Origin of the sequence: Pantoea sp. AG702, from assembly GCF_003182295.1 — a bacterium.
Taxonomy (GTDB): domain Bacteria; phylum Pseudomonadota; class Gammaproteobacteria; order Enterobacterales; family Enterobacteriaceae; genus Pantoea; species Pantoea ananatis.
Genome location: NZ_QGTU01000006.1, coordinates 64399 through 90452 on the forward strand (window position 1 = coordinate 64399; position 26054 = coordinate 90452).

General features: G+C 51.9%; 28 protein-coding genes. 21 read left to right on the top strand and 7 right to left on the bottom strand.

Going from position 1 to position 26054, the window contains the following annotated elements; all coding sequences use genetic code 11:
* The first annotated feature begins 10 nt into the window (after positions 1–10).
* Positions 11–1264, top strand: a complete 1254-nt coding sequence (gene frsA, locus DFO57_RS16170; RefSeq protein ID WP_110015525.1) for an esterase FrsA — start codon at positions 11–13, stop codon at positions 1262–1264.
* Between the two features lie 119 nt (positions 1265–1383).
* A complete protein-coding gene (crl, locus tag DFO57_RS16175) occupies positions 1384–1785 on the top strand; it encodes a sigma factor-binding protein Crl (protein ID WP_015700889.1) in 402 nt (133 codons plus the stop codon).
* Between the two features lie 218 nt (positions 1786–2003).
* On the opposite strand, the gene ompC is transcribed toward crl, so the two are convergent.
* Positions 2004–3137, bottom strand: coding sequence for a porin OmpC (ompC, locus tag DFO57_RS16180; protein WP_014606495.1), 1134 nt, complete (start codon positions 3135–3137; stop codon positions 2004–2006).
* A gap of 351 nt (positions 3138–3488) precedes the next feature.
* Here ompC and proB point away from each other — a divergent pair, with 351 nt between their 5' ends.
* The 9 genes from proB to lpxO all read left to right on the top strand — a co-directional run bounded on the left by proB (position 3489) and on the right by lpxO (position 12090).
* Positions 3489–4592, top strand: coding sequence for a glutamate 5-kinase (gene proB, locus DFO57_RS16185; RefSeq protein WP_014593015.1), 1104 nt, complete (start codon positions 3489–3491; stop codon positions 4590–4592).
* Between the two features lie 9 nt (positions 4593–4601).
* On the top strand, positions 4602–5855 hold the full coding sequence (gene proA, locus DFO57_RS16190) for a glutamate-5-semialdehyde dehydrogenase (RefSeq protein ID WP_064373280.1): 1254 nt from the start codon (positions 4602–4604) through the stop codon (positions 5853–5855).
* A 358-nt stretch (positions 5856–6213) separates the two neighbouring features.
* On the top strand, positions 6214–6933 hold the full coding sequence (locus tag DFO57_RS16195; protein ID WP_029569687.1) for a LexA family transcriptional regulator: 720 nt from the start codon (positions 6214–6216) through the stop codon (positions 6931–6933).
* A gap of 422 nt (positions 6934–7355) precedes the next feature.
* Complete coding sequence (locus DFO57_RS16200) at positions 7356–7634, top strand: hypothetical protein (RefSeq protein ID WP_013024787.1); 279 nt, start codon at positions 7356–7358, stop codon at positions 7632–7634.
* 196 nt (positions 7635–7830) lie between these two features.
* A complete protein-coding gene (locus DFO57_RS16205) occupies positions 7831–8298 on the top strand; it encodes a hypothetical protein (protein WP_013024788.1) in 468 nt (155 codons plus the stop codon).
* On the top strand, positions 8295–8642 hold the full coding sequence (locus DFO57_RS16210; RefSeq protein ID WP_013024789.1) for a hypothetical protein: 348 nt from the start codon (positions 8295–8297) through the stop codon (positions 8640–8642). Before DFO57_RS16205 ends, DFO57_RS16210 begins: the two co-directional genes overlap by 4 nt.
* Positions 8639–8929 (top strand): hypothetical protein, encoded by a 291-nt coding sequence (locus tag DFO57_RS16215; RefSeq protein ID WP_013024790.1) that lies wholly within the window; start codon positions 8639–8641, stop codon positions 8927–8929. The genes DFO57_RS16210 and DFO57_RS16215 overlap by 4 nt, the downstream gene beginning before the upstream one ends.
* A 199-nt stretch (positions 8930–9128) precedes the next feature.
* Positions 9129–10877 carry a glycosyl hydrolase family 28-related protein gene (locus DFO57_RS16220; RefSeq protein ID WP_110015526.1) on the top strand — a complete coding sequence of 583 codons (1749 nt, stop codon included), beginning with the start codon at positions 9129–9131 and terminating at the stop codon, positions 10875–10877.
* Positions 10878–11178: 301 nt separating this feature from the next.
* Positions 11179–12090, top strand: a complete 912-nt coding sequence (lpxO, locus tag DFO57_RS16225; protein ID WP_014593021.1) for a lipid A hydroxylase LpxO — start codon at positions 11179–11181, stop codon at positions 12088–12090.
* A 67-nt stretch (positions 12091–12157) separates the two neighbouring features.
* Here lpxO and dhaR read toward each other — a convergent pair whose 3' ends face one another.
* The gene (dhaR, locus tag DFO57_RS16230; protein ID WP_041456004.1) at positions 12158–14074 is read right to left on the bottom strand and encodes a dihydroxyacetone kinase operon transcriptional regulator DhaR; all 1917 of its coding nucleotides are present in this window, start codon (positions 14072–14074) and stop codon (positions 12158–12160) included.
* Between the two features lie 99 nt (positions 14075–14173).
* Positions 14174–15271 carry a glycerol dehydrogenase gene (locus tag DFO57_RS16235; RefSeq protein WP_088900373.1) on the bottom strand — a complete coding sequence of 366 codons (1098 nt, stop codon included), beginning with the start codon at positions 15269–15271 and terminating at the stop codon, positions 14174–14176.
* Between the two features lie 587 nt (positions 15272–15858).
* Here DFO57_RS16235 and dhaK point away from each other — a divergent pair.
* From dhaK to DFO57_RS16265, 6 genes are all read left to right on the top strand, one after another.
* Positions 15859–16929 carry a dihydroxyacetone kinase subunit DhaK gene (gene dhaK / locus DFO57_RS16240; RefSeq protein WP_014593024.1) on the top strand — a complete coding sequence of 357 codons (1071 nt, stop codon included), beginning with the start codon at positions 15859–15861 and terminating at the stop codon, positions 16927–16929.
* A 10-nt stretch (positions 16930–16939) separates the two neighbouring features.
* Positions 16940–17572, top strand: coding sequence for a dihydroxyacetone kinase subunit DhaL (gene dhaL / locus DFO57_RS16245; RefSeq protein WP_014606490.1), 633 nt, complete (start codon positions 16940–16942; stop codon positions 17570–17572).
* A 10-nt stretch (positions 17573–17582) separates the two neighbouring features.
* Complete coding sequence (gene dhaM / locus DFO57_RS16250; protein ID WP_029568472.1) at positions 17583–19004, top strand: dihydroxyacetone kinase phosphoryl donor subunit DhaM; 1422 nt, start codon at positions 17583–17585, stop codon at positions 19002–19004.
* Positions 19005–19318: 314 nt separating this feature from the next.
* Positions 19319–20368, top strand: coding sequence for a VENN motif pre-toxin domain-containing protein (locus DFO57_RS16255; protein WP_304596689.1), 1050 nt, complete (start codon positions 19319–19321; stop codon positions 20366–20368).
* 83 nt (positions 20369–20451) lie between these two features.
* Positions 20452–20787: a ParB/Srx family N-terminal domain-containing protein gene (locus DFO57_RS16260; protein ID WP_078829208.1), complete on the top strand. Its 336-nt coding sequence runs from the start codon at positions 20452–20454 to the stop codon at positions 20785–20787.
* Entirely contained in the window at positions 20788–21180 is a 393-nt protein-coding gene (locus DFO57_RS16265; protein ID WP_078829207.1) for a hypothetical protein, read from the top strand.
* 5 nt (positions 21181–21185) lie between these two features.
* Here the strand turns inward: DFO57_RS16265 and DFO57_RS16270 are convergent, their stop codons facing one another.
* Positions 21186–21731, bottom strand: a complete 546-nt coding sequence (locus DFO57_RS16270) for an RNA 2'-phosphotransferase (protein ID WP_024471983.1) — start codon at positions 21729–21731, stop codon at positions 21186–21188.
* A 64-nt stretch (positions 21732–21795) separates the two neighbouring features.
* Positions 21796–22677, bottom strand: coding sequence for a LysR family transcriptional regulator (locus DFO57_RS16275; RefSeq protein ID WP_110015527.1), 882 nt, complete (start codon positions 22675–22677; stop codon positions 21796–21798).
* A 102-nt stretch (positions 22678–22779) separates the two neighbouring features.
* Between DFO57_RS16275 and DFO57_RS16280 the strand changes: the two genes are divergently transcribed.
* The 3 genes from DFO57_RS16280 (at position 22780) to DFO57_RS22930 (ending at position 24217) form a co-directional block, all read left to right on the top strand.
* Complete coding sequence (locus DFO57_RS16280) at positions 22780–23562, top strand: NAD(P)H-dependent oxidoreductase (protein WP_165836177.1); 783 nt, start codon at positions 22780–22782, stop codon at positions 23560–23562.
* 265 nt (positions 23563–23827) lie between these two features.
* Positions 23828–24040 carry an RNA chaperone/antiterminator CspA gene (cspA, locus tag DFO57_RS16285; protein ID WP_009091867.1) on the top strand — a complete coding sequence of 71 codons (213 nt, stop codon included), beginning with the start codon at positions 23828–23830 and terminating at the stop codon, positions 24038–24040.
* 3 nt (positions 24041–24043) lie between these two features.
* Complete coding sequence (locus tag DFO57_RS22930) at positions 24044–24217, top strand: cold-shock protein (RefSeq protein ID WP_085980249.1); 174 nt, start codon at positions 24044–24046, stop codon at positions 24215–24217.
* Between the two features lie 102 nt (positions 24218–24319).
* Here DFO57_RS22930 and DFO57_RS23010 read toward each other — a convergent pair whose 3' ends face one another.
* The gene (locus DFO57_RS23010) at positions 24320–24448 is read right to left on the bottom strand and encodes a hypothetical protein (RefSeq protein ID WP_022622688.1); all 129 of its coding nucleotides are present in this window, start codon (positions 24446–24448) and stop codon (positions 24320–24322) included.
* A gap of 63 nt (positions 24449–24511) precedes the next feature.
* The gene (locus tag DFO57_RS16295; RefSeq protein ID WP_013024807.1) at positions 24512–25474 is read right to left on the bottom strand and encodes a chemotaxis protein; all 963 of its coding nucleotides are present in this window, start codon (positions 25472–25474) and stop codon (positions 24512–24514) included.
* Between the two features lie 160 nt (positions 25475–25634).
* Here DFO57_RS16295 and DFO57_RS16300 point away from each other — a divergent pair, with 160 nt between their 5' ends.
* Positions 25635–26027: a YgiW/YdeI family stress tolerance OB fold protein gene (locus DFO57_RS16300; protein ID WP_064373296.1), complete on the top strand. Its 393-nt coding sequence runs from the start codon at positions 25635–25637 to the stop codon at positions 26025–26027.
* Positions 26028–26054 lie beyond the last annotated feature (27 nt).

Genomic DNA, 26054 nt, shown 5'->3' on the forward strand with positions numbered 1-26054 from the left:
GAGAGGTAATATGCCTGGCAAAAACCTGAGCGTTGAGCTGTTCAAGCCTCGTTTTAAACACCCTGAAACCTCGACCCTGGTGCGACTGCGTCGTCACGCCACACATGAGGTGCATTCTGCGCTGGATGGGGACAGCCAGCGTGGCTGGTACCGGATGCTTAATAAGCTGATGTGGGCCTGGCGTGGTTTGCCCTCCCAGGAGATTAGTGAGGTGCTGGCGCGAATCGCCATCAGCGATGTTGAGCACACCAATTCGGCGCTGCTGGATACGGTCATCGGTTACCGTAACGGTAACTGGAACTACGAGTGGAGCAGGCAGGCGGGCATCTGGCAGCAGCGGGCACTTGACGCGAACACCGACGAACACGATCGGGCTGGTCACGACTGGTTACATGCGTCGCATCTCTACAGCGTGGCGGCGTATCCTTATATAAAAGGCGATGAGCTGGCCGATCAGGCGCAGACGCTGGCCAGCCGCGCTTATGAAGAGGCAACCCAACGGCTACCCGGAGAGCTTAAAACGCTCACCTTTCCGATTCAGGGCGGCAGCCCGGTAAGCGGCTTTTTGCATATGCCGTCCGGTGTGGACGCGCCTTATCCCACCGTCATGTTTTGCGGCGCGCTGGATTCGCTACAAACCGATCATTATCGTCTGTTCCATGACTATCTGGCACCGCGTGGCATTGCCATGCTCACGCTGGATATGCCTTCCGTGGGCAATTCGATGAAGTGGAAGCTCAGCCAGGATACCAGCTTTCTGCATCAGCAGGTCCTGCGTGACCTGACCTCTGTCCCCTGGATCGATCACACACGCGTTGCCGCGTTGGGCTTTCGCTTTGGTGCCAATGTGGCGGTCCGTCTGGCCTATCTCGAATCACAGCGGCTTAAAGCCGTGGCCTGTCTGGGACCGATCGTACACAGTATGCTGACGCAGGCTCCTCTGCAGAACAAAGTGCCGGATATGTATATGGATATGCTTGCCAGCCGACTCGGCATGACGGGCACCACGGACAGCGCATTGCGGGCGGAACTGCTTAGCTATTCCCTGAAAAATCAGGGCTTGCTGGGGCGCAGAACCTCAACGCCAATGTTGTCCGCCTACTGGACAAACGATCTCTTCAGCCCGGAAGAGGAGAGCAAATTAATCGCTAACTCCTCGTCGCAGGGTAAGGCCTTGTTAATTCCGGTAAAACCGGTGATCGCCAGTTTTGATAAGGCACTTAATGAAATCAGCGACTGGCTGGCACAACGTTTGCAAAGATAGCTGGCAAAATTTGCCGTGTTTGCTACAACTACTAGCTGGAATCATTCGGATCGTCGAAAGACAGAGCAGCATGGCTGCTACGGTTCGGAATATAAAGCCTGTCCTTATGGAGAATTAGCATGACGTTACCGAGTGGCCATCCCCGCAGTCGCCTGCTTAAACGCTTCACGGAACTGGGACCTTACATCCGTGATGGAAAGTGTAGTGAAAACCGTTTTTTCTTCGACTGCCTGGCTGCCTGCGTGAATGTAAAACCTGCGCCCGAACTGCGTGAGTTCTGGGGCTGGTGGATGGAGTTGGAAGCGCACGCCGATCACTTTACCTACGTTTATCACATTGGTCTGTTTGACAAAGAAGGCGACTGGTCTGTCGCTACGATCAAGGGCAAAGATAACAACGCCCGCGTGGAAGAAACGTTACGTAATTTCCACGGCCGTCTAAAAGAGATGCTGAAAGAGTTTGAACTGGATCTGGTGCCTGCCAGTGATTTTGATGAAAAACCGGTAAAACTCAGCGCCTGACATCAGGCCCCTGCGAGGGCCTTTTTTGTACCCGCCTCAGGCAGCCAGAGTATCTGCAGGCAGACAGAGTCATGGGGCGACAGGAAAAGGAAAGGGCGAGTTTTGCAACTCGCCCTTTTAGCAGACACATTCACATTGAGGGTAAAGCACTAAGCCTCTCCATAGCGCGGGCCGTCATTCCCTCGACAGTCCCTCTCGCCAGGCAAGACTCAGATTCATCAGAACTGGTAGGTCAGGCCGACAGCAACAACGTCATCGTTGTTAAGCGCCAGCTTGTTGTCTTTATCCAGTTGGTTAATTTTGTAATCAACAAAGGTCGACATGTTTTTGTTGAAGTAGTAGGTCGCGCCCACGTCGATATATTTAACCAGGTCTTCGTTGCCGATACCGTTTTCGATATCTTTGCCTTTGGTCTGCACGTAGCCAATGGATGGACGCAGGCCGAAGTCAAACTGATACTGCGCAACCAGTTCCAGGTTTTCTGCTTTGTTGGCAGAGCCTGAAACGGAGCCGCCCGCGACGCGGTTGGTTCCACTGATTGGCGTCATATTGCGCGTTTCGGTGTAAATCGCTGCCAGGTAAACACTGTTGGCGTCATATTTCAGACCGGTGCCCCACGAGGTGGCTTTATCGCCGTGACCATATGCGCCTGCCTGTTGGGCATTGGTACGGTCAGAAGAGGTAATCGCACCGAGCACGCTCACGCCTGAATCAGCAATGGTATAACCCAGTGATGCGCCATAGCCGTCGCCATTCTGACGACTTGTATCGATGGCATTATTCGTTCCTAAGCCACGTGTGTTCGCGCTCTTGTCATCATTTTTACCCTGATACTGAAGAGCAAACTTCAGACCGTCCACCAGACCAAAGAAGTTGGTGTTGCGGTAGGTGGCTACGCCAGTGGCGCGCTGTGCCATAAAGTTGTCGGTACGTGCCGTGCCGTCACCACCAAATTCCGGGAAGACGTCAGTCAGAGACTCAACGTCATACAGCACGCCGTAGTTGCGGCCGTAGTCAAATGAACCGTACTGAGAGAATTTCAGACCGGCAAAGCCCAGACGGGTTTTGTTGCCGTTGTTGGCATCGGAGCCTTCTGAGTTGTTGGCGTTGTACTGATATTCCCACTGGCCGTAGCCGGTCATCATATCGTTAATCTGCGTCTGGCCTTTAAAACCAATACGCACATAAGATTTATCGCCGTTAGCACCGGCATTGTCGCTGAAGTAATGCTCGGCTTTAACCTTGCCGTAGAAATCCAGCTTGTTACCATCTTTGTTATAAACTTCAGCGGCCTGCGCAGCAGAGGTCAGGGCCAGAGCAGATACCACGATTGCCAGTGTACTTTTCTTCATTTGCTATCAATCCCAATGAGTAAAAATTTTTTGTCCTCAACGTCTTCCTGTTACAGGCATGGCTGCCTTTATTCTCCGGCTGCTCAGTGAACAGGCCGGGGGGCATTCAGTTGCCGCCTTGTTACAACAAGAAAACTTTTGAGGCATCAATGAAAAAGTTTGTAAAACACGGACTTTTTACCGATCAACGATGAACTTTTTATGACAATTTTGATGTTTTGTTGTTAACAGGGAACTTTTGGTCTAATTGACGCTCTGCGAAATTTGCAGTTTTTCCCTTACTGGCTGTTGGCTTCCCTCACTGCACCTGTTAAAAAGTCGGTTCACAGAAATTTTTTACGGCAGGACAACATGAGTGGCAGTCAGACCCTTGTGGTCAAATTGGGTACCAGCGTTCTTACCGGCGGATCGCGTCGGTTAAACAGAGCGCACATGGTGGAATTAGTGCGTCAGTGCGCGCAACAGCACGCCGCCGGCCATCGTATTGTGATTGTGACCTCCGGCGCGATGGCGGCCGGTCGTGAGCATCTGGGGTACCCCGAACTGCCGCCTACCATCGCCTCAAAGCAGCTGTTAGCTGCGGTGGGGCAAAGTCGTCTTATTCAACTGTGGGAACAGCTGTTTTCCATCTACGGCATTCATATTGGTCAGATGTTACTGACTCGCGCCGATATGGAGGATCGTGAACGCTTTCTTAATGCGCGCGATACTTTGCGTGCCTTGCTGGATAACCACATCGTGCCCGTCATCAATGAAAATGACGCGGTTGCCACCGCTGAAATCAAAGTGGGTGACAATGACAACCTGTCTGCGCTGGCAGCCATGCTGGGTGGGGCAGACAAGCTGCTCTTACTGACCGACCAGCCGGGGCTGTTTACTGCCGATCCACGTAATAATCCAGAGGCGGAATTAATCAGCGATGTGCATATTATCGATGATGCGTTGCGCGCCTTAGCGGGCGGCAGCGTGTCCGGACTGGGAACGGGCGGAATGTCGACCAAACTGCAGGCCGCAGACGTTGCCTGCCGCGCCGGTATCGATGTGATTATTGCTGCAGGCAGCCGCAGCGGCGTCATTAGCGATGTCATTGCGGGCAAGCCGGTGGGCACCCTGTTTCATGCGCAGCAAACGCCGCTTGAAAACCGCAAACGCTGGATTTTTGGTGCCCCGCCAGCAGGCGAAATTACCGTGGACGACGGCGCGCTTGCCGCCATTATCGAGCGCGGCAGCTCACTGCTGCCAAAAGGTATCCGTGAGATTCAGGGCAATTTCTCCCGTGGAGAAGTCATCCGTATCCGCAGCCTGCAGGGGCGCGATATCGCCCACGGTGTTTCGCGCTATAACAGCGACGCGATGCGCATGATCGCAGGGCATCATAGTCAACAGATAAGCGAAATTCTGGGCTATGAGTACGGGCCGGTTGCGGTACATCGTGACGATATGATCGTCAGCTAAGGAACAGATATGCTTGAAGAAATGGGAAAGGCGGCGCGTGCCGCAGCCTGGGCGATGGCGGACCTGTCCGCAGTCGAAAAAAATCAGGTTTTGCTCACGATTGCTGACCGACTTGAAGCAGAAAGTGAGATTATTTTAACGGCGAATGAGCAGGATCTGGCCGAGGCGCGACAGAACGGTATGAGCGCCGCTTTGCTCGATCGTCTGACCTTAACGCCGGCGCGCCTCAGCGCGATTGCCAACGATGTCCGCCAGGTCTGCCAGTTAGCCGATCCGGTCGGGCAGGTGATCGATGGCGGCCAGCTGGACAGTGGGCTGCGCATTGAGCGCCGTCGCGTACCGCTTGGCGTGGTGGGGGTTATTTATGAAGCGCGTCCAAACGTTACCGTGGACGTCGCCAGCCTGTGCCTGAAAACCGGCAACGCCGCGATTCTGCGCGGCGGGAAAGAAACGTGGCGCACCAATGCAGCGACGGTGCGGGTGATTCAGACTGCCCTTCAGCAGCACGGTTTACCGGCGGCGGCGATTCAGGCTATCGAAAATCCGGATCGTGAGTTAGTCAATCAGCTACTCAAACTGGATCGGTATGTGGATATGCTGATCCCGCGTGGTGGGGCGGGCCTGCATAAGCTCTGCCGGGAAAATTCTACTATCCCGGTGATCACCGGTGGAATCGGGGTTTGCCATATTTATATCGATGACACCATGGACGTTGCCCCTGCACTGGACATCATCGTCAATGCCAAAAAACAGCGTCCGAGCGCCTGTAATTCGCTGGAAACGCTGTTGATTGACGCCGCGATTGCCGATCGTTTTCTACCGGCTTTTACTGCGCGCATGGCCGAAGAAAATATCCCCTTACATGCTGATGCCAATGTTCTGACGCGGCTGCAACAGGGGCCTGCCAGCGTAACGGCCGTGAAAGCGGGCGACTATGACGATGAGTGGCTGTCGCTCGATCTGAACGTCAAACTGGTCGCTGATATGGATGAGGCGATTGCGCATATCCGCATGCATGGCACTCAACATTCCGACGCTATCCTGACGCGTAGCACCAAGAATGCGGCCCGCTTTGTGAAGCAGGTGGACTCTTCTGCGGTGTACGTCAACGCCAGTACACGTTTTACCGACGGCGCACAGTTCGGTCTGGGCGCAGAAGTTGCCGTCAGTACGCAAAAACTGCACGCCCGCGGCCCTATGGGGCTTGAAGCGCTGACCACCTATAAATGGATTGCCTGGGGTGATGACACCCTGCGTGCATAACTGCATTTTTTAAAATAAAACGGGGGCCTGTTCAGGCTCCCGTTTTTTTTATGCTGCTTTTTCCGCGCCACTCAATGGTAGAGTCTTGCGTTTTTTGATGCGTTTTTAAGCCGTCAGAATGATATTGATCGACCAGGACGATTCAGTAGCCTGGCTTTTTTTACAAAGAATGACTGAAAAGTGAGACTGCACGCGGCTTGCCGACGCATTTTGTGGTTCGCTGTGCGGTGATAGGGTGACAAATAATCAGAAATGCTAAGTCATGCTGTTAGGTAGTAAACTGACGGTAATATAAAATGAACTGGTAGCAAAAATGAAAAGAACATTCAGCGCCTCTTTCACGGTCAATTATTAACTAATGGTTAAAAAAGAAAGTACCAGACAAGCTTTCACCGCCAGGCTGATTGCAGCCTGCGAAAGTGCGGGCATTACTGGACACGGACGCAATAAACAGGTCGCCTGTGCGTTACAACGCCAGGGTTGCAAGATTTCAGCACCGGGCGTGTGGAAATGGTTCAACGCGCAGTCCGTACCCGATAATGGCAATTTACTCGCGCTCAGCCAGTTACTGGGCGTCAGGGTTGAGTGGCTGCAACACGGTATGGATCAGCCTCCGGAATCCTATCCCCTTCACGCATTTCCCGGCCCAAAAAACACCTTTCGCGTGAACAGTTTTGATTTAGGACAAAAGTCAGCGGTAGGCGATGATTTTGTCGAAATCATTCAGGCCATTGAATACGATCAGGATGAGGCCCGGGTTCTGTTCAGCGGCCGTCCTGCCGACCATATCCGGCTCATTGCCATAAACAGCGATGCCATGTCCGATACCTTTGGCCCGCGCGATCAGCTGTTTGTTGACATAAGCGTTCAGAATTTTGACGGAGACGGTATCTACATTTTTACGTTGGATGAGCAGCTGTATCTCAAGCGTCTGCAGCTGCAACACAAAAGAATTGCCGTCATATCGGACAACAAACGTTACGAAACCTGGTATCTCGACAGAGACGATGTCGAGAGTTTAAACGTACTGGCTAAAGTCATTATGAGTCAGGCCCGGCAGTATCATATTCTGGGATAGGCCATCCAGCAGGCCCGCCCGCATACTCTGCAAAAAAATAATCGGCCTAAATTCAAAAAGTTAACTTACAGTTAAAAATAAATTAACTGGTGGTATTTGATAAAGCATAAGAACCTGTTAATAATTTGAACATGGATGAAACAACGTGTTACCTCATGGATGAAACGCTCTTAAACAATTGAGGCGCTGCACAAGCGCGAATCACCCCCCCCAAAAGCTAATGAGCTTTGGGATGGGGTGGATGCGCCTAATGCAGCGTCGTCAGATGCCGCCTGTTCCCTTTTGCTGACCCTTCCACCTGACTGATTAATCAGCCGGGAGGTGCGCCTGCGAACAGCATTCAGCGACATTCGAGCCTGTTCTTCAGACCCAAAACACTCGCCAGCCACCCTATCGCCAAAGACTCATTCACAGGAGGAGTTATGGCGATAATTCACTATGGCAAAAGCGTTTTCATCGGCAACGCACGTACCCGCCGTCATCAGCGGCGTCAACCTCTCAACCGTCTCAAACAAAGCATCGACGATGCGCTTAACTACCCACCCGAACCCCGACCTTTGCGACGCGCTGAACAAATTTGTCAGCGGCAGGTTACTTCTGTGGTTGACCGCGCGGTAAGCGCGCCACAGCGGAGAAGCAAAGAGATTTCAGGTTTTGATAACTGCTGTCTGCCCCATGTTCACCTTTACGCGGTTCGCTGAACGCGACGACCGTCACCGATCCACTGCCTGTAGCAGGCCGCGCCATCCTCCCTTCCTGTGCCTGATTTTTAGGCAAAACGTTAGTGCTGCTGCATTTTTAACCGTTCTGCCGCTGCGTTTATCGCTGGCACTAATCAGTTTGCTTTATGTTTTTTCATGGTGGATGGGCTGCCTGCATCATCACTGAGGAGTTTCTATGAGCCAGATTATTGCAATACTGAATTTCGAAGAAGGTTACGCCGAAATGCCCTATCTCGATTCACTGGGGTTTCCTACGGTTGCCGGAGGGATTCGTATCGGACCAAAAGGGGCGTCATTAAGTAACTATGTGCTGCGGGTGCCGCGTCGGGTGGGCGATGTGTGGAAACAGTGCATTCTGGAAAACAAAATCACGGATATGCAAAGTCGCGCTCCCCTGAAGCAGGCGCTGGCAAAGTGCAATGACGCACGAACCGATGTGTTGATGAGCATGGCATACCAACTGGGCGTTGACGGAGTTTTGCAGTTTAAAAATATGCTCAGTGCCATCACGCGCGAGCATTTTACGGAGGCGGGCGATGCCATGCTCAACAGTCTCTGGGCCCGGCAAACCCCCGGGCGCGTCAGGCGTCATGCTGAAGTCATGCGTAGCGGTAACTATGACATCTACCGGGGGCTGCTATGAGATGGTTATTTTTCATCATTGCCGTGCTGACCGTCATCATTATTTTGCTGCTGATGCAGCGTTTCACCACGTTGCAGTTCGTTTCTCACGCCAAATTGTTATTTAAAACCTGGTCTGTATGGCTGGCTTCGCTGGGGTCAATGCTCAGCGCCTGGGTTCAGTCATTTCCATCGTCTGCTCTCAGTGCGTGGCAAACGCTGCCTGACGATGTGAAGAGCATCCTTCCCCACAATTACCTTGGTCTCATTGGCGCCTTTATGGTGGCGATGGGCGTCATTGCGCAATTTGTTCGCCAGAAAAACCTGCTGAATGAAAAGCGCCAGAGCAAAGAGGAGGCATCATGACGTTTTTTTCTCTGTTTACCAGCGGCTGGCACGGGCTGGCGGCGATGGGTGCACTGATCATCGCCGTCGTTGCCAGCTACGTCGGAGGTAAGAAAATCGGCAAGGTGCAACAGCAAGCCCGGTCGGAAGCCGACAGCGCCAGGCAAGAGGCAAATCGCATGGCGAATGTTACTCATCAACAGCAACGCAATAGTGAGGAGGCGAAGCGTGTGGCGACTGATAACCTTAATCTTGATGACGCTGCTGCTCGCGACAAGCTGCAGCAGTCCAAATATCACCAACCCTGAGCCCATCATTTATCGCGATTCAGCCTGCATCCTCTTTTCCCCGATTTATACCCATGGCGATGACGCCAATAAGGCCGACATTCGCACCGTGCGCGCCATTAACAGCCATAACGATTTATGGGATGTCCTGTGTGGTCATTCCGCTGCCGAAGATTCTTTAACCTTCTGATTTACAGCCTATTATCCTGAGGAGGATATCATGATTGAAGTTAACTCATTTGCTGAGCTTCGTACGACCATGCCGTCAAAACCAGGTGAAATTGCCGTACTGAAACGCTACTACGATAAAGATTCCAGCTTTCGTGGCGGCGGCGATTTTGTGGGGTTTACCGGCACCACGATTTTAAAAGATGATGGCGGTACGGTAGCCATAGGAAACGGCTTCTACTGGAAGCGTTCAATCAACGATCCGCGAGAAGTGAACATCCTGCATTTTGGGGCCAAGGGCGATGGCGTCACGGATGACACCGATGCGTTTAAACGTATTCTCGGCTGGTCACAAACTTACAGCCAGAATATGAAGGGATTGCCGGTACGTTTCCCGGGCGGGCGTTTTCTGATTATGCCCATGGATCTGAGCAATGCAGAAATCCCGTTCTTTGGCCTGGCCGGGGACGATCTGGCGCTGGGTTCTCTGCCCGGCACCACCATCGTGTCAGATAAAAGTGCCAATACCCTGTTCAAAGTTCAGGCACGGCGCACCACCATTCGAGGGATTACCTGGGACGGACAGGCCACGGCGGATACCGTCACCAACACGGCCACCATTACCCCTGAAATGTGCAGCAATGTTCAGCCGTTTTTTGAAAACAGTTGTATGGCAGGGCAAATCGTTAATATCAGCTGCTTTCGCGGGCAGCGCAGCGGTGGAACCATCTTTAAGCTGCAGGACACGCTCGACAGTAAGTTTGAGCAAATCTATACCAATACCACCTACTCGCGCGTTTTCGATATCGGCTGGTCAGGTTCCCCCAAAGGCGTCTGGGATCACTCTACGGCCGTTGAGTTATGCAATGCGAATTTCCAGACGGGCTATGGTGATGCCACGCTGTATATGCCGCGTATGACGCAGGCGATTATGCGTAACGTCTGGATTGAACATACGCGCAATCCCGGCGATCTGTCTGATGGCGGCTGGACCATCGATACGCTCAACGTCGAGAACTGCAGTACGCCATTAATACTGAACAACGCCCGCGTGGTAATGCGTCATATTAACCTGCAGTCAGGTTCAAAGCTCAGCCAGGACCTTGTGGCAGGCAAGTGGCTTTCTACCTTCGAGTATGGCTATCGACGTGACGAGAACTTCGGCACTTTCATGAGCGGTTCGCTGCGGGCCGGGTACTTTAGTGGCTATAAGTTGGTGAACAATACGGAGACGGATAACTGGTATCGTCTTGGGCAGGTATTTTTCCCGGCGCCCAATCAACAGTGGGTCATTGAGTTGATCGGTAAAGCGGATAACACCACGCCTTCAGGTACGGCAGGCTCGCCCGTCAATATGCCCGGCACGGGCAAGACCTGGATCAACCTGCAGCGGCTGGATACGGTCTGGGCAGATGCCTGCCATATGGGGCAGCCTGCGGTGATGGACATTCGCTATAACCGTGTGGGAACCACCTATGCCGGTATCTGGGTTAAGCTGCGAGCCAACAGTGGTGAAACCATGTTTAACCTGAAAACCACCGGTCCGACGCGCTTTGATACGGGTTCCTGTTCCCTGTTTCAGAGTGACCTGTCCCTGGTGGATGACGTATCGAAAGTGGGCACGCTTAAGCCTGCCGCACGCTTTGGGTTACATAATGGCGTCGCGGGCGTGGGCGCCAATGAAAAAGGCGTGGTAACCCTCGCCACGGCGGCGGGGTCGCCGACCAATAAAACAACGCCGACGGGTTTTGTGCTCATCAATATTAACGGTACCGATCGTAAAGTCCCTTATTACGATTAACGTTGGCAATCCTACGCGAGGCTTCGGCCTCGCTTTTTTTTGCTTTAAGCGCAGTACCTGTCTCTTCCGCCGCTCTTTGGTTTTATCGGGATCTGAATGCCTGCCGGATATATTCGTGCAACGCATTGATGCCAGTCTTTGTTATTTAAACGATTGTTAAACGACGTCAAATCAGGTTGCGGGAGTAACACCTGAAAGCGCACTACTTGACAAAAAATTTTGCAATTTAATACTACAAATTATTCTTCCATTAAATCTCCGCAAGAAACCATCCATTCTTGCAACATAAGGAACACGTTGTATGGTGGCTGCCATCATTATTGGTATTTTTATTATTAGCGTAATCTATGCACACTCGCGCGGTGTAGAAAAACAAAAGTTCTCGCGTCAGTTGTTTGATCACTCGACATTTATGGCACCTGTTAATATGTTCATGACAGGCTTTTCAAGATTGCCAGCGAAACAGCCCTATTTTCCGGCAGAGGAATTTCCAGAGCTTCGCGAGTTGACCGATAACTGGCAGGTCATTCGCGAAGAGGCGATACGTCTTCAGGATCATATCAAAGCGGCCAAAAGCCATAATGATGCAGGGTTTAATACCTTTTTTAAGCGTGGCTGGAAACGGTTTTACCTTAAATGGTATAGCGACGCACATCCGTCTGCCCAGCAGCTCTGTCCGGTTACCACGGCTCTGGTCAGTAAAATCCCCTCAGTGAAAGCGGCGATGTTTGCAGAGCTGCCGGCGGGCAGTCATTTAGGTAAACACCGCGATCCCTATGCAGGATCGGTTCGCTATCACCTCGGCCTTGTGACGCCCAACGATGACCGCTGCTTTATTGAGGTGGATCGACAACGTCACAGCTGGCGCGACGGGCAGGCGGTTATTTTTGACGAAACCTACGTGCACTGGGCACAGAATGAAAGTGAGCAAACGCGTATCATTTTATTCTGCGATATTGAGCGTCCTATGAAGTGGCGCTGGGCACAGGCCATTAATCACTGGGTAGGCAGTACCCTGATGTCGGCAGCAGCCTCACCCAATGACGAAAATGACAAAACGGGTTTCATCAACCGCATTTTTAAATACGTCAATGCGATTCGCGATGCCGGACAGAATTTAAAAAAACGGAACAGGACAGTCTATTACTGGGTTAAGCACTCCTCGATTGTACTGATATTCCTTGCGATCATCGTGCCGAGTATCGTGATGTAGAAAGGGAATGACAGCCAGAACAGCACTCAGCGTCTGGCTGAACCCATAATACAGGCAGTGAACACCGTTATTTGGGTTTAAACTGCCTTACATCAATCGCGTATCGTTTTATTTTTCGCCACAACGTGGTGCGGCCGATGTGTAGCAGATCAGACATCGCCTGAACTTTGCCCTGAGTCATGCGGGCAGCCTGGAGGATCGCTTCTTTTTCAATCGCGCTAAATGACAGATTATCCGGCAGCAGAGAGGCGTTTGCGGCATTGTCAGGTTGCTCAGATAAAAGCGATTCTGGTAGGTTATTCCATCGGATATGGCCATGTTCACTACTGATAGCAATATTTTCAATCACGCTGTTTAATTCAAAGTCATTACCGGGCCAGCCATAACCCATTAATTGCGTCATCACCTCGTCATCAACTTTAAAGCGCGAGGAAAAACGTTTTTCCAGCCTGCGTAGGCGGTGATTAATTAAATAGGGAATGCTGTTACGCCGCGCGCGCAAGGGCGGAATGGCAATCTCAAAGGAATGTAATGCGTAATAAAGCTGACGGCTAAAACGATTCTGTTCCACAAGATGGGCCAGATTAACGGTAGTCGTGGCAATCACTTTAATATCAACGGGGATCAGCCGCCGCGCATCAAGGCGAGTCAGCACGCCTTGCTTGATGACCTGAAGCAGGACAGATTGCTGTCCGGGTGTCAGATATTCAATCTTTTCCAGAAACAACGTGCCGCCGCTGGCCAGTTCCAGACGGCTTAAACGGCCATCTCTATCCTCGCCGGGTGCACTGCCTGTAAAATCCTCTCCCTGTGTATTGTCGGCATAAAGCTGACAGTTAACCGCAATGTAAGGGCCGCTTGCCCGGTCACTTTCATTATGAATTGCCTGACTAAGCAACTCTTTACCTACCCCTTCTTCCCCGCACAGTAAGACAGGAAAGCTGCCTTTGGCTGCCTGACGACCAAAATGTATTAAACGACGCGTGTCGGCATCCTCTTCTGGCATTTGTTCAAAGGTGTGACTGACTTTACCCAGTTGGCTGGTCATGAGTTGACGGACCTGCTCAACCGGATGGAGCAGTAAAATAAAGCTGTTGCCCTGAACTTCAACAATGGGTTTCAGGGTAATCACCGCATCAACAAACTGATGCTGGCTCTCGAAGGTGACTTCCACATGTTTTAATCCCTGTACCTGCTTAATCGCCCGGCGCAGCAGAGCCGGCAGCGTGATCAGGTCAGCGATATTCTTTCCCTGACTGGTTAAGGCATCAAGGTGCAACTGTCGGGCTGCCTGAGCATTCAGGAACTGCAGGACGCCTTGCTCATTCCACGCCATGACGCCGTCGTCCATGCTCTCCAGCAGGCCATAAAGCTGGTTCAGATGGCGGTTGGAATCGGCTAACAAATTGTCTGTTAACAGTGAATTGCCTATTTCCCGGGCAACAGAAAGCGTAAGCGAGAGATCGGAGGGCGCCTGATCCTGATAAAGACAGGCCAACGCGATGGAGCCAAATAAACGACCGTGATTATCGAATATGGGTGTAGAGCAGAAAGACCAGGGATGAAGAGCCCGTTTGAAATGCTGTTCCCGGCTGGTTTTTAATGGCTGGCCTTCAAGCGCGGCCAGCGACAGGGCGCAGGTACCGATGATACTTTCCGCACAGTAACTTCCCTCCTGCAGGCCTAATTTCTCAAGATCCAGCAGCGTCTGTGCATCGCCACAACGGTTTAAGATACAGGCGGATTCATCAAGAATAAACAGCGCACAAGGGCGGTTCGCCATATATTCCCACGCATCCTCAAGCGTGGCCTGGCCTATGGTGAGCAGGGCGGTTTTGCGGCGGCAAATCGACGCGTAAGTTAATCCCTGTGCCTGATGCGGTGCTTGCCAGTTATCCCGCTGCATGTATTTACTGCAGCGGTGCCATGACTGAGCTATCACCGCTGAAACGTGTTTATCGCTCTCGGGCGCGAACACTGTCATATCCATTTCCGCTGAAAGACCATAAAGAATCCCCCCAGCCGCGCAGCCAGGGGGAAGTCGTTGCCCGGAGACTCGGGCCAGCGGTTTACCTGTGACAGATTAACGCGACAGCCACTGCTGTCCTAGCAGATCGGCAGTGATAATCGCCGCATAAACGCTGTCTGGTGTGACCGGGAACGGCATATTGTGGATGGTTTCGCCTTCCACACAGGCCGCCTCGGCAACCGCCTGAATTTTTTTCTCGATATCCTGTTTCACGCCCATTTGCCCCAGGGTGACAGGCAATCCTACTTTCTGGCAGAACGCCAGCACGGTTTCGATCTCTTCTGTCGGGCTGTTCTGCAAAATTAACTGGGATAACGTACCAAACGCGACCTTTTCACCGTGATAAAGGTGATGGCACTCTTCCAGTACGGTAAACGCATTATGAATGGCATGCGCGGCGGCAAGACCACTGCTTTCAAAGCCAATCCCGCTGAGGTAAGTGTTGGCCTCAACGATACGTTCCAGCGCATCTGTTACCACGCCTGCCTGAGCCGCAAAGCGAGCCTTTTCGCCTTCCGCCAGGAGTGTTTCATAGCACAGCCGCGCCAGGCTTAACGCTGCGGCCGTCGACTTGCCGCCTGCCATGCTGGTTGCGCCAGAATCGTAACAGGCTTTGGCTTCAAACCAGGTGGACAGGGCATCGCCCATTCCCGCGACCAGTAAACGTACCGGTGCTTTGGCAATGATCGTAGTATCCATCACGACCATATCGGGGTTTTTGGGATAGATCAGATACTCTGCAAACTCACCGGTTTCGGTGTAAATAACCGACAATGCGCTGGTGGGCGCGTCGGTGGAGGCGATGGTGGGGATAACCACCACTGGCAGTTTGAGATACCACGCAATCGCCTTGGCCGTATCCAGCGTTTTACCGCCCCCTAATCCGATGACGCCGCGGCAGCCGTTTTGTTCTGTTAACGTCATCAGCCGGTTGATTTCAGTCCGGCAACATTCCCCGCTGAAACGTTCTGCATGACAGGTGACGTCATGTTCAGCAAGGCCGCTCAACACCTTATCGCCCGCCATGTTCATTACAAAGTCATCGGCAATCACAAAAAAACGATCGGCCAGGTTCTTTGCGTACTGGCCGAAGGACATGGCGGCATTGGGGCCCTGAATATATTTCGCTGGAGACTGGATAATTTTTGGCATTCCTTTCACCCTCAAGTAAGAACATGTTCGCATAGTGAACGCTGGCATCTCTCTGGCTCGACTTGCAGTGAAAGCCGAATGATGGCCGACGTCGCGTTTCACTTTACGCGCGACATGGAGGTGAAAAAGTTTTGCGGCCAACGTTCTGATATGGAACACCTTACCGCTCCGCACGTTTCATACTGGAACAATAAACCAGGTTTGAAAGCTATGTTGCGATCGCGATCGTCTCCAGCAGTGTAAAACGGCAAAATGTGGCGACGATTTTCCTGACTACATGACGCGCGATGCTGTCTGCCGCTAAAAAACCTGCCTGCTCAACGGCCTTTATTTATCGCTTCCGCTGTCATGACTTGCTTTGCCTCTCATTTTTACCCAACAGACGCGTGATATGTTTCATTATGGAACATAAAAAACCTCACGATGTTCCGTTATGAAACTCTTCATCCTGACATTTTTTTTCTCGTCGACTCCATGAGAATCAGTGCGTCGACGAGCGGTCTGCCGCCGTTACCGTTCCCCCCGTAATCGGGTTGTCTTTGCCTCAGGCAGAGTGACAGCTAACCGCATCCAACGGAGCATAAAGAATGAAAAAGCTGATTAACCGTGTGGAAGATGTATTGAGTGAACAACTGGCAGGATTGGCAAAAGCCCATCCTGAACTGACGCTTCATCAGGATCCCGTCTGCATGACGCGAGCCGATGCGCCTGTAGTGGGAAAGGTTGCACTACTTTCGGGCGGCGGCAGCGGCCATGAGCCGATGCACTGCGGTTTTATTGGTCATGGCATGCTGTCTGGCGCCTGCCCCGGCGAAATCTTTACCTCACCCACGCCAGACAAAATGTTTGAGTGCGCCATGAAAATTGACGGCGGTGAGGGCGTACTGATGATCATTAAAAACTACACCGGCGATATCCTCAACTTTGAAACGGCAACCGAACTGCTGCACGAAAGCGGCGTGAAGGTCACGACGATAGTCGTGGATGATGATGTCGCCGTAAAAGACAGCCTGTATACGGCTGGACGTCGTGGCGTGGCAAATACCGTGCTGATTGAAAAACTGGTTGGCGCTGCCGCAGAGCGGGGCGATTCTCTTGAAGCCTGCGCTGCGCTGGGACGTAAGCTGAATAACTGTGGTCACTCTATTGGCATCGCGCTGGGCGCCTGTACCGTTCCCGCTGCAGGAAAGCGCTCGTTTGAACTTCAGGACAATGAAATGGAGTTTGGTGTCGGGATTCATGGCGAGCCGGGTATCGATCGCCGCACCTTTACTTCACTGGATAACACGGTCGATGAGATGTTTGAAACCCTGCTGGAGAATGGCACCTACAGCCGCCCGCTGCGTCACTGGGATGTCGAGACCGGTAGCTGGCAAGAAGTGCAGCACACCAAGCAGGCTTTAACACGCGGCGACAGAGTCATTGCGCTGGTCAATAACCTGGGCGCGACGCCGCTATCAGAATTATATGGCGTGTACAACCGCCTGGCGCAGCGTTGTGAAGAGCAGGGGATCACCCTTGAGCGCAGTCTGGTAGGCAGTTACTGCACTTCACTGGATATGGTGGGCTTTTCCATCACGTTGCTGAGCGTGGACGATGATTCCCTGGCGCTGTGGGATGCGCCGGTCCATACACCAGCCCTGAACTGGGGCCAATAAGGAGATCGATATGTCACTGACCCGCGCCCAAATTGTGAGCTGGCTTTACCGCTGTGGTGAAGTTTTTACCCGTGAAAGTGATTTTTTGACCGGACTGGATCGTGAAATCGGCGATGCCGATCACGGGTTAAATATGCATCGGGGATTCAGTAAAGTTGTCGAGAAGCTGCCTTCTGTCGAAGATAAAGATATCGGCTTTATTCTTAAAAATACCGGTATGACGCTGCTCTCAAACGTAGGCGGAGCCAGCGGGCCGCTGTTTGGTACGTTCTTTATTCGTGCGGCTCAGGTTACCCAGGCGCACCAGAGCCTGACGCTGGAAGAGCTGTATCAGATGATTCGCGAAGGGGCGGAAGGGGTCATTAACCGCGGTAAAGCCGAGCCTGGCGATAAAACCATGTGCGACGTCTGGCTCGCGGTCGTAGCGTCACTGCGTCAGTCCAGTGAGCAGAATGTCTCACTCATCGCCGCTCTTGATGCCGCCTGCCAACAGGCGGAGTCAGCCGCCCAGTCAACCATCACCATGCAGGCCCGCAAAGGGCGCGCCAGCTATCTGGGTGAGCGCAGTATCGGTCATCAGGATCCCGGTGCAACCTCGGTCATGTTCATGATGCAAATGCTGGCCGCCGCCGCCTGGGAGTAAGGAGAGAGGAATGGTAAACCTGGTGATCGTGTCACACAGTGCAATGTTAGGCGAGGGCGTGGAAATGCTGGCCCGGCAAATGTTAACCGGCGATAACTGCAGGATCGCGGTCGCCGCCGGCATTGACGATCCTGATCATCCCATCGGCACGGATCCGATAAAAGTGATGGAGGCGATTGAGGCTGTCGCGGATACCGATCATGTGCTGGTCATGATGGATATGGGAAGTGCCCTGCTCAGTGCTGAGACGGCACTTGATCTGCTCGATCCGGTCATTGCTGAAAAAGTGCGCCTGTGTGCAGCACCGTTGGTGGAAGGCACGCTGGCGGCCACCGTTAGCGCGGCGGCGGGGGCGGACATCGACACAGTCATTGACGTTGCCATGAATGCGCTGGCGGCGAAACAGGCCCAGTTAGGGATAACGCCTCCCGCGCACGCCGCTTCGCTGCCCGCGCAAGCGCCCGATTCTGACGCGCGTTCGGTTACAGTCACCATCAGGAACCACCACGGTCTGCACGTTCGTCCTGCTTCGCGGCTGGTCGCTGCACTGGCGGGAATGAACGCTGATCTGGTGTTAGAGAAACAGGGGCAGTGCGTGAAGCCAGACAGCCTCAACCAGATTGCTCTGCTTCAGGTTCGCTGTCATGACGCCGTTACCTTGTCGGCGAGTGGGCCCGATGCTGAGCGTGCCTTGGCGGCATTTGAATCCCTTGCGGCGGAAGATTTTGGCGAACATCCCGAGTCGATGGCGTTAAAAACATCGGCGTCCACCGTCGAGAAGGTACAGGGTAAAGCGGTGTTTTATCCCCTGCCGCTGGCGCAGCCTGCCAGGCACCCTTGCAGCGATGTCGGGCAGGAAGAGCGGCGGCTGCAGCAGGCGATAGTAGATACGCTCAATGACCTGAATGCGCTGGCTGCCCTGGCAGAGAAGAAATATGGTGCTTCGGTGGCGGCTATTTTCTCAGGCCATCACACGTTGCTGGACGATCCCGACCTGTTTGACGCTGCCTGTAAGGTCATCCGTAATGACTCGTGTTGCGCTGAATCAGCCTGGTATCAGGTGCTAATGGAATTAAGCCAGCAATATCAGCACCTGGATGATGCGTATTTGCAGGCGCGGTTTATTGATATCGAAGACATACTGTACCGTACTCTGTGTCATCTGAAAGGGCGCGACATCAGGCTGCCGACACCAGACGTGCCCGCCATTATCGTGGCAGACGATATCTTTCCGTCAGCGGTCGTTAATCTGGATGCGCAACTGGTAAAAGGCATTTGCCTGCGGGAGGGCAGCACGCTGTCACATGCCGCAATCATTGCTCAGCAGGCCGGTATTGCCTTTATCTGTCAGCAGGGCGCAGTGCTGGATATCATTCAGCCAGAGGACAGGCTATTGATTGATTCCGCTGCACAGCGCGTGAGTTGCGCATAACGCTGGTGTTCATTAGCCTCTGGTATCTTTTTCAGGGGCTTTAATTTATTTGGCCCTGACACAAAATTTCAGTTAAATCTCTTTTTGTTCCCTTAACCTTTCGACAAACCTCCTCTCATTTTGACGCATTTTTATCCAATAATTACCCGATATTTCAATCAGAAAACATAAATAAATCGCGTCCCACAAATGGGCTTCCGCCAGGGACTACCTTGGGATTTCATGTTTATTTTTATTCGGGAAAGGCTCAAGGGAGTGCATTTTAGTTAAGGGAATATTTTTAAAATCATATTTGGGTTAAGGCGTGCATTGGCATGATTTCGTGTGCCAGTCTGGGCGGTCAGTTTACCGGGAATATGGCTAACACCATGCTGGCAGGCGCAGGTGGAAAAGGGCATGCTGAAGGCACTACCCAGTCAGCTGTGGCTAACGGTACGATAGTGGTGCGCGATCAGGCTAACCAAAAGCAGGATACCGCCACGCTGAGTCGTGACACGGCGCATGCCAACGACAGCATCAGCCCGATCTTTAACAAAGAGAAAGAACAGCAACGGCTGCAGACCGCGCAGATGATTGGCGAGATTGGCAGTCAGGTGGCGGATATTGCTCGTGCGCAGGGCGAGATTGGTGCGCTGAAGGAAGCCCAGAAGGTAAAAGGCCCCGCACCTGAAGGAGCGTTAGAAAAAGTACGTAATGCCTACATTGAGAGCCTTAAAGCCACAACTGAGTACAAAATAGCAATCGCTGACTCCGGTACCGGAAGTTCATTACAGCGGGGGATTCAGGCGGCCACCGCAGCAGTGCAGGGACTGGCAGGCGGAGATTTTAAAGCGGCACTGGCTGGCGCATCCGCCCCTTACCTCGCCGAACTGATCCACAAAAATACCACCACAACAGGCCCTGACGGCAAGGAAGTGGTGAATACCGCAGCCAATCTGATGGCGCATGCGGTTGTGGGCGCCGTCATTGCACAGGCGCAGGGCAATAGCGCGCTGTCCGGTGCCAGTGGGGCAGCGCTGGGCGAATTTATCGCTCAGGAGATGTATCCGGGTATCGCGCGGACGGATTTGAATGAAGAGCAGAAGCAAAATATCAGCGCACTCGGAACGCTGGCAGCGGGGCTTGCTGGCGGTCTGGCAGACGGCAGTGCGTCAGGAGCAATAGCGGGCGCTCAGGCGGGGGAAAATGCGGCTGAGAATAACGCGCTTGACGATGATGAATTAGAAAAAGAACATCAACATGGCAATGTCCCCGTCAAAATTATACCTTTAAACCCATCGAAACCAGATCTTTTCCAAGAAGACAGTGATTCGTTCAAAGGGGGGGGAAACTCTATTCTGTATCTGGTCCAATTAAACCAGTAGGAATTGTCTCCTCCTTTGATGCTAATGATATTCGATTCTCTCAAAATACCGTTTCATATAACAAAACAGAACAAAGTAATGGTATGAAATATACTTACGATGATCTTGTTTCTAGTATGAAAAAAGATGGCTGGAAAGGAGAACCAGTGGATGCCATCAAAATGCCAGATGGAAAAGTGACCAGTATGGATAACACGCGGATTAGAGCTGCAAGAGAGGCAGGAATAAAAGTTCAAGCTAATCTTAGGGATTTTGACGAAGCATTACCAAAAGATATGGTGGATTCAGGGCGTTTTGGTTTAGCTAAAACCTGGGGTGAGGCTATTACTGGAAGAATTAATAATCAGTCAGGTGGATTTAGTAAAAACAATCCTAATGGTTCGGCTGAATTTCCAAGAGTAACGGGGAAGGATAAATAAATGATCGATGTATTAGCAATGTATGGAAATTATTTGTATCCAAATTTTTCCTTACCAGAAAGCTTCATCAATTATGTTGCAGTTGAGCAAAAAGAAGATATAGAACCATGGTGGTTTTTTTATTGTGCACAAAATTATGTTGATTTTTGGTGTAAAAAAATCAAAGAGCTTTATCCTGACCGTAAGTTGATACCTTTCGCAAACTTGCGCTATTTGGATGATATTGTCTGTTTTGATGGCGAAGATACAACAGAAGAGCCAAAAATCTACTATATTCATGCATTTGCTTCAGCAGGCTGGGAAGGAAGAGGGCATGTAGACAGCTTTACTGAGTGGTTAATAATTGCTAAATGTGAGTCTGCCCGTTACAAAGCTGAACAGGCAGAACAATAGCTTACTTATTGTTGAATATAACTGAATGGGACATTTTTGGTTAACCAGACGCCATTATCAGCCTGAAAAAAAGTAAAACCCTGTTCATGCATAGCCAGAGCCTGAATCTTCAAAACGACAGGCCTACCGTGACGCAGTCCAACCTGAACGGCTGTATTTTCATCGCCAGATAAGTGGACATATTGACGACTTTGGGGTTTAAGACCTTCCCCTAATATATATGCCAGAAAGCGTGTAGCAGTCCCATGATATAAAAGAGCAGGAGGTGTTTTTTCTTCATAACGGATATCTACCTGCTGAGATGAATGTCCTTGTGCGGCTCGAATATGTAAGCCATCAGGAGAGAGGGTAAAACGTTTCTTCGCGCTGTCTTCAACAATAGTGCGAATGAGGTCCTTATCAAATTGATGGCCTTTCACTTTTGAAAGGCGGATCAATGCATCCATATCTGCCCACCCCTCCGCATCTAGAGTTAAACCAATCGTTTCAGGTTTATGCCGTAAAATGTAGCTTAAGAACTTACTCGCTTCGGCGTGTAACTCTTTATCCATATCACTCACCTTTATGATATCAATTACTTTAATAGTATCTCAGAACCTCACCATACCGTTTCCATTAAAACATCCCCACCACCCTTTCCCTCAACCACCGATGCCCCAAATCCCGGTGCGATCGCTCATGCCACAGCATCACCAGTTCAAAGCCCGGAATCGCCATCGTGGGCTTCACGGTCATTAATCCTGGCATCATCGCCGCCACTCTCTCCGGCATCAGTGCCACCAGATCGGTCGTGCTTAGTACGCTGCCCATTAACAAAAAATGGGGCACGGACAGTACGACACGACGACGCAATCCCGCTGTTTCCAGTACCGAATCCGTCACCCCGCGAAAGCCGCCGCCGTCGGGCGATACCACTACATGCTCCAGCGCGCAGAGTGCTTCGGCGGTGATATCAGAATGCAGGGCGGGATGACCCTGACGTCCTGCCACCACATAACGCTCCTGAAATAGCGGGCGGATATGCAGCCCGTCTGGCACGCCGTCACGCAAATGAAGCACCAGATCGACCGTGCCTTTTTCCAGCTGCTGCGCGATCAGCGCGGGTTTCATATCCAGAATGGCGAGCCGGGTGCCCGGTGCTTCCTGACGTAATGCTGCCATTAATGGAACCAGTGCCGTCTGTGCGCCGTAATCCGTGGCGGCCACGCGCCACTCTTGAACGGCGTCGGCAGGGATAAACGGGCCTGGCACAGCAATCACCTCATCGATCATGCCGCTCAGTTGCTCAAGCGAAAGACGTAACGCCTCGGCGCGCGCGGTGGGGCGCATGCCATGAGATACCGGGATCAGCAGGGGATCGTTAAACCACTCACGCAGGCGCTCAAGCCGGGCACTGACAGAAGGTTGAGAAAGATTTAGCCGCTGCGCGGTCCGGCTCACGCTGTTTTCCTGTAACAGCACATTCAGAGTCATTAACAGGTTGAGATCGGGTTTCATGGTATCAGTCTTGCCTATAGTGAATATCCATTCATTTACTTTTACTGATAGCACATTCGGATGCAGGCTACATCTCAGATTCCCATCAAAGCAGGTGATTTTATGAATGTGTTAATCGTTGTTGCCCATCCTGAACCCCATTCCCTTAACGGCGCGCTGGCGCGTTTCTCCGTCAGCCACCTGGAGCAGTTGGGTCATCAGGTGCGCGTTTCCGATCTCTATGCCATGAACTGGGAGGCGCGCGTATCGCCCGCTGATACGCAGCATCGCCAGAATGCCGAACGCTTTGATCCCTCTTTTGAATCCACCCAGGCTTTTGAAGGCGGCTTCCAGAGTGAAGATATTGTCCAGGAACAGGAAAAACTGTTGTGGGCCGATGCGGTAATTCTACAGTTTCCGCTCTGGTGGTTTTCCATGCCGGCAATCATGAAAGGCTGGATCGATCGTGTTTACGCCTGCGGCTTTGCCTATGGCGTGGGGGAGCACTCAGATACGCACTGGGGCGACCGCTATGGCGAAGGAACGCTGGCAGGGAAGCGTGCGATGCTGGTTGTCACGATGGGCGGATGGGAATCCCACTACAGCCCACGCGGCATCAATGGCCATATCGATGACATTCTGTTCCCCATTCAGCATGGCATCTTGTTTTATCCCGGTTTTGACGTGCTGCCGCCTTTCACGCTTTATCGCACCGGCCGCACCGACAGCGCGCGCTTTGCAGCACTGTGTGCAGAGCTGGGCGAGCGTCTGGATAATCTGTTTGTGACCGAACCTGTCGCCTATTATCGGCAAAACGACGGCGATTACAGGATACCGGATCTTACTTTGCGCGACGATCTGGCGGCAGGCGAGCAGGGGCACCACGTGCATATTCGCAAACCGTAACAGATGAACGGGCCAGATTTCTGCGCATGACGTTCATCTGGCCCACTCGCAACTATTTTAAAATAACCCTTGCATGCATCAGCAGGATATGACCTAATGAATCGTCGGTTTGATTAACAGACACTATCAAAGTAAGTAACCAAAGCAGTTCTCATCTCTAAGCCTGTCGCGAGACATTCCTTCTTTTTGAGTCTTCTCTTACGTTCTGATTAAAATCTGTTCTCAGGCCATTACGCCGGAAGGCTCTATTATTAAGGAATTAAACATGTCTAACAAAATCCGCGGTACCGTTAAATGGTTCAACGCTGAGAAAGGCTTCGGTTTCATCTCTCCTCAGGACGGCAGCAAAGATGTATTCGTACATTTCTCTGCAATTCAGGGCACAGATTTCCGTTCATTAGATGAAGGTCAACAAGTTGAGTTTACAGTAGAAAATGGTGCTAAAGGCCCAGCTGCTGCGAACGTTGTTGGTCTCTAAGGACTGAAAATTACGCGTTTTAAATGTCCTCACTGTAGTGGCTCGCAGTACCGTACATCACATTTCGATGTGACAAGAGCCAACCCGCATGGAGCGAAATGCATTTTTTGCAAAACGGTCGTTGTTCAAATTAACGCGACAAGGATTGCAGCTCAGAGCCAGCCTCAGGCGCTCTGAAAAGGCTAAAGAGTTCTATAGCGTTGTTGCATTTACCGTAATAAAAGGCTGCCACTGGCAGCCTTTTTTGTTTCCCTTCCGACAACGTTCCGCTGCTATTGACTAAACCATCAGGGCAAGCACGCCGCCCCAGAACAGCAGGCAGAAAGCGATCGCTGCAATCCAGCTCAGCTGACGGCCACGACCACGAAACAGTGACTTACGGATGACGGGAAGCGTTTCACTATGCATTCTTATATTCTCGAGTGGTGGATATCAAGCCTTACTGGGCAGGGATAAGCTGCCCGTTACGTCTTAGCTCGCGGCTTCCATTGCTTTAAAAATCACGTCAGACAGTTCGTTCAGTTCGAACTTCGCCACATAGCCATCGGCACCGACTTTGCGCACGTGATCTTCGTTTGCGCTGCCAGAAAGCGAGGAGTGGATCACCACAGGAATATGGCGCAGCGTCGTATCACGCTTGATATTGCGTGTCAGCGTAAAGCCGTCCATTTCTGGCATTTCCAGATCGGTTAACACCAGCGCAATCTTGTCGTGAATGGATTCACCCTGGGCCTGAGCCTGCTGATGCATCTCTTTGATTTTTTCCCATGCTTCCAGGCCGGTGTTGCACATGATGGCGGGAATACCCATGCTCTTCAGGCCTTGCTCCAGCAGTTGACGGGCAACTTTAGAATCTTCCGCCACAATCGCCACTGAACCCGGCTTCATTTTGAACTGACGCTCTTTCGGGGCTTCCGGCTCAACGCCGCGCACAGACGGGATGATGTCATACAAAATTTGCTCAACGTCCAGCACCATGGCCAGATTGCTTTTTTGTTCATCGTCATCAAGGCAGGCGATACTGGTGATATTACGGCCACCGATACCGGCTTCAGCGGTATGCACCTGGCTCCAGTTAAGGCGCACGATGTTTTCGACAGACTCGACGGCAAACGCCTGGGTGTTTCGCGCGTACTCGGTCACCAGCAGCAGGTTAAGTCCCGTTTCTGGAACACAGCCTGCTACAGCTGGTAAATCAATCACCGGAATAAACTGTCCGCGGATACTGGCCATGCCGAGCAACGGCGAACGCATGCCTGCGGCTTTGGTAATCGGCGGCATCGGTACAATTTCACGCAGTTTAAATACGTTGATACCAAACAGCTCTGATTTACCTTTTAACTGGTCAGAGCCCAGGCGAAACAGCAGCAGCTCAAATTTGTTCGATAACGCGAGATTTGCTCTCTCGTCGATCTCTTTCTGAAAATTATCCATTGTTGCCTCAGCATCAGCGCAGCAGGTGAAAAGGGTTGTGATGAAGTTATCGGCAGCAAGTGCAAAAAGGTGAGAGGGGAAAATCTAACGGCAGCATATTCTTGTGCCAGGCTTAACAGTGACTATTCAACATGGACACCTTCCCTTAAAGGAGTACGAGATGAAAAAAGTATTACTGGCCGCTTTGTTAGTCATGGCAACGTCTGGTGCATATGCAGAGCAAGGTGGTTTTAAGACAGGCGATACGCCGCCGCCGCAGAGCAAACAGGATGCGGGCTATAAAGGATCTGAAGATACCGGGCAAACCCACATCGATCAGATCCGTGACTTCCGCCAGGGCGGTTACGTCACGCTGGAAGGCTATATCGTTAAAAAATTAAAGGGCGATAATTATCAGTTTCGTGACGATACCGGCCATGTGACCCTTATCGCGCCGGAAAAAACGTTTGGTGGTAAAACCTATACCGCTAATGACAAAGTGCGGGTGAGTGGCAAGGTGCAGGGGAAAGGCGATAAAACAACGCTGCACGTGACGCGGATAGATGAGCCATAGAAGCGTGGGCGAGAGTGAGTCTCGCCC

Excerpts from the sequence above, each read along its gene's own strand:
- dhaR (WP_041456004.1), bottom strand. The coding sequence starts at position 14,074 with ATGACAGTGTTCGCGCCCGAGAGCGATAAACACGTTTCAGCGGTGATA.
- DFO57_RS16195 (WP_029569687.1), top strand. The coding sequence starts at position 6,214 with ATGGTTAAAAAAGAAAGTACCAGACAAGCTTTCACCGCCAGGCTGATT.
- proA (WP_064373280.1), top strand. The coding sequence starts at position 4,602 with ATGCTTGAAGAAATGGGAAAGGCGGCGCGTGCCGCAGCCTGGGCGATG.
- DFO57_RS23010 (WP_022622688.1), bottom strand. The coding sequence starts at position 24,448 with ATGCATAGTGAAACGCTTCCCGTCATCCGTAAGTCACTGTTTCGTGGT.
- DFO57_RS16260 (WP_078829208.1), top strand. The coding sequence starts at position 20,452 with ATGAAATATACTTACGATGATCTTGTTTCTAGTATGAAAAAAGATGGC.
- dhaM (WP_029568472.1), top strand. The coding sequence starts at position 17,583 with ATGGTAAACCTGGTGATCGTGTCACACAGTGCAATGTTAGGCGAGGGC.
- cspA (WP_009091867.1), top strand. The coding sequence starts at position 23,828 with ATGTCTAACAAAATCCGCGGTACCGTTAAATGGTTCAACGCTGAGAAA.
- frsA (WP_110015525.1), top strand. The coding sequence starts at position 11 with ATGCCTGGCAAAAACCTGAGCGTTGAGCTGTTCAAGCCTCGTTTTAAA.
- DFO57_RS16300 (WP_064373296.1), top strand. The coding sequence starts at position 25,635 with ATGAAAAAAGTATTACTGGCCGCTTTGTTAGTCATGGCAACGTCTGGT.
- DFO57_RS16280 (WP_165836177.1), top strand. The coding sequence starts at position 22,780 with ATGAATGTGTTAATCGTTGTTGCCCATCCTGAACCCCATTCCCTTAAC.
- dhaL (WP_014606490.1), top strand. The coding sequence starts at position 16,940 with ATGTCACTGACCCGCGCCCAAATTGTGAGCTGGCTTTACCGCTGTGGT.
- DFO57_RS16210 (WP_013024789.1), top strand. The coding sequence starts at position 8,295 with ATGAGATGGTTATTTTTCATCATTGCCGTGCTGACCGTCATCATTATT.
- DFO57_RS16255 (WP_304596689.1), top strand. The coding sequence starts at position 19,319 with ATGATTTCGTGTGCCAGTCTGGGCGGTCAGTTTACCGGGAATATGGCT.
- DFO57_RS16265 (WP_078829207.1), top strand. The coding sequence starts at position 20,788 with ATGATCGATGTATTAGCAATGTATGGAAATTATTTGTATCCAAATTTT.
- DFO57_RS16235 (WP_088900373.1), bottom strand. The coding sequence starts at position 15,271 with ATGCCAAAAATTATCCAGTCTCCAGCGAAATATATTCAGGGCCCCAAT.
- DFO57_RS16205 (WP_013024788.1), top strand. The coding sequence starts at position 7,831 with ATGAGCCAGATTATTGCAATACTGAATTTCGAAGAAGGTTACGCCGAA.
- DFO57_RS16200 (WP_013024787.1), top strand. The coding sequence starts at position 7,356 with ATGGCGATAATTCACTATGGCAAAAGCGTTTTCATCGGCAACGCACGT.
- DFO57_RS16275 (WP_110015527.1), bottom strand. The coding sequence starts at position 22,677 with ATGAAACCCGATCTCAACCTGTTAATGACTCTGAATGTGCTGTTACAG.
- ompC (WP_014606495.1), bottom strand. The coding sequence starts at position 3,137 with ATGAAGAAAAGTACACTGGCAATCGTGGTATCTGCTCTGGCCCTGACC.
- DFO57_RS16215 (WP_013024790.1), top strand. The coding sequence starts at position 8,639 with ATGACGTTTTTTTCTCTGTTTACCAGCGGCTGGCACGGGCTGGCGGCG.
- proB (WP_014593015.1), top strand. The coding sequence starts at position 3,489 with ATGAGTGGCAGTCAGACCCTTGTGGTCAAATTGGGTACCAGCGTTCTT.
- lpxO (WP_014593021.1), top strand. The coding sequence starts at position 11,179 with ATGGTGGCTGCCATCATTATTGGTATTTTTATTATTAGCGTAATCTAT.
- DFO57_RS16220 (WP_110015526.1), top strand. The coding sequence starts at position 9,129 with ATGATTGAAGTTAACTCATTTGCTGAGCTTCGTACGACCATGCCGTCA.
- dhaK (WP_014593024.1), top strand. The coding sequence starts at position 15,859 with ATGAAAAAGCTGATTAACCGTGTGGAAGATGTATTGAGTGAACAACTG.
- DFO57_RS16270 (WP_024471983.1), bottom strand. The coding sequence starts at position 21,731 with ATGGATAAAGAGTTACACGCCGAAGCGAGTAAGTTCTTAAGCTACATT.
- crl (WP_015700889.1), top strand. The coding sequence starts at position 1,384 with ATGACGTTACCGAGTGGCCATCCCCGCAGTCGCCTGCTTAAACGCTTC.
- DFO57_RS16295 (WP_013024807.1), bottom strand. The coding sequence starts at position 25,474 with ATGGATAATTTTCAGAAAGAGATCGACGAGAGAGCAAATCTCGCGTTA.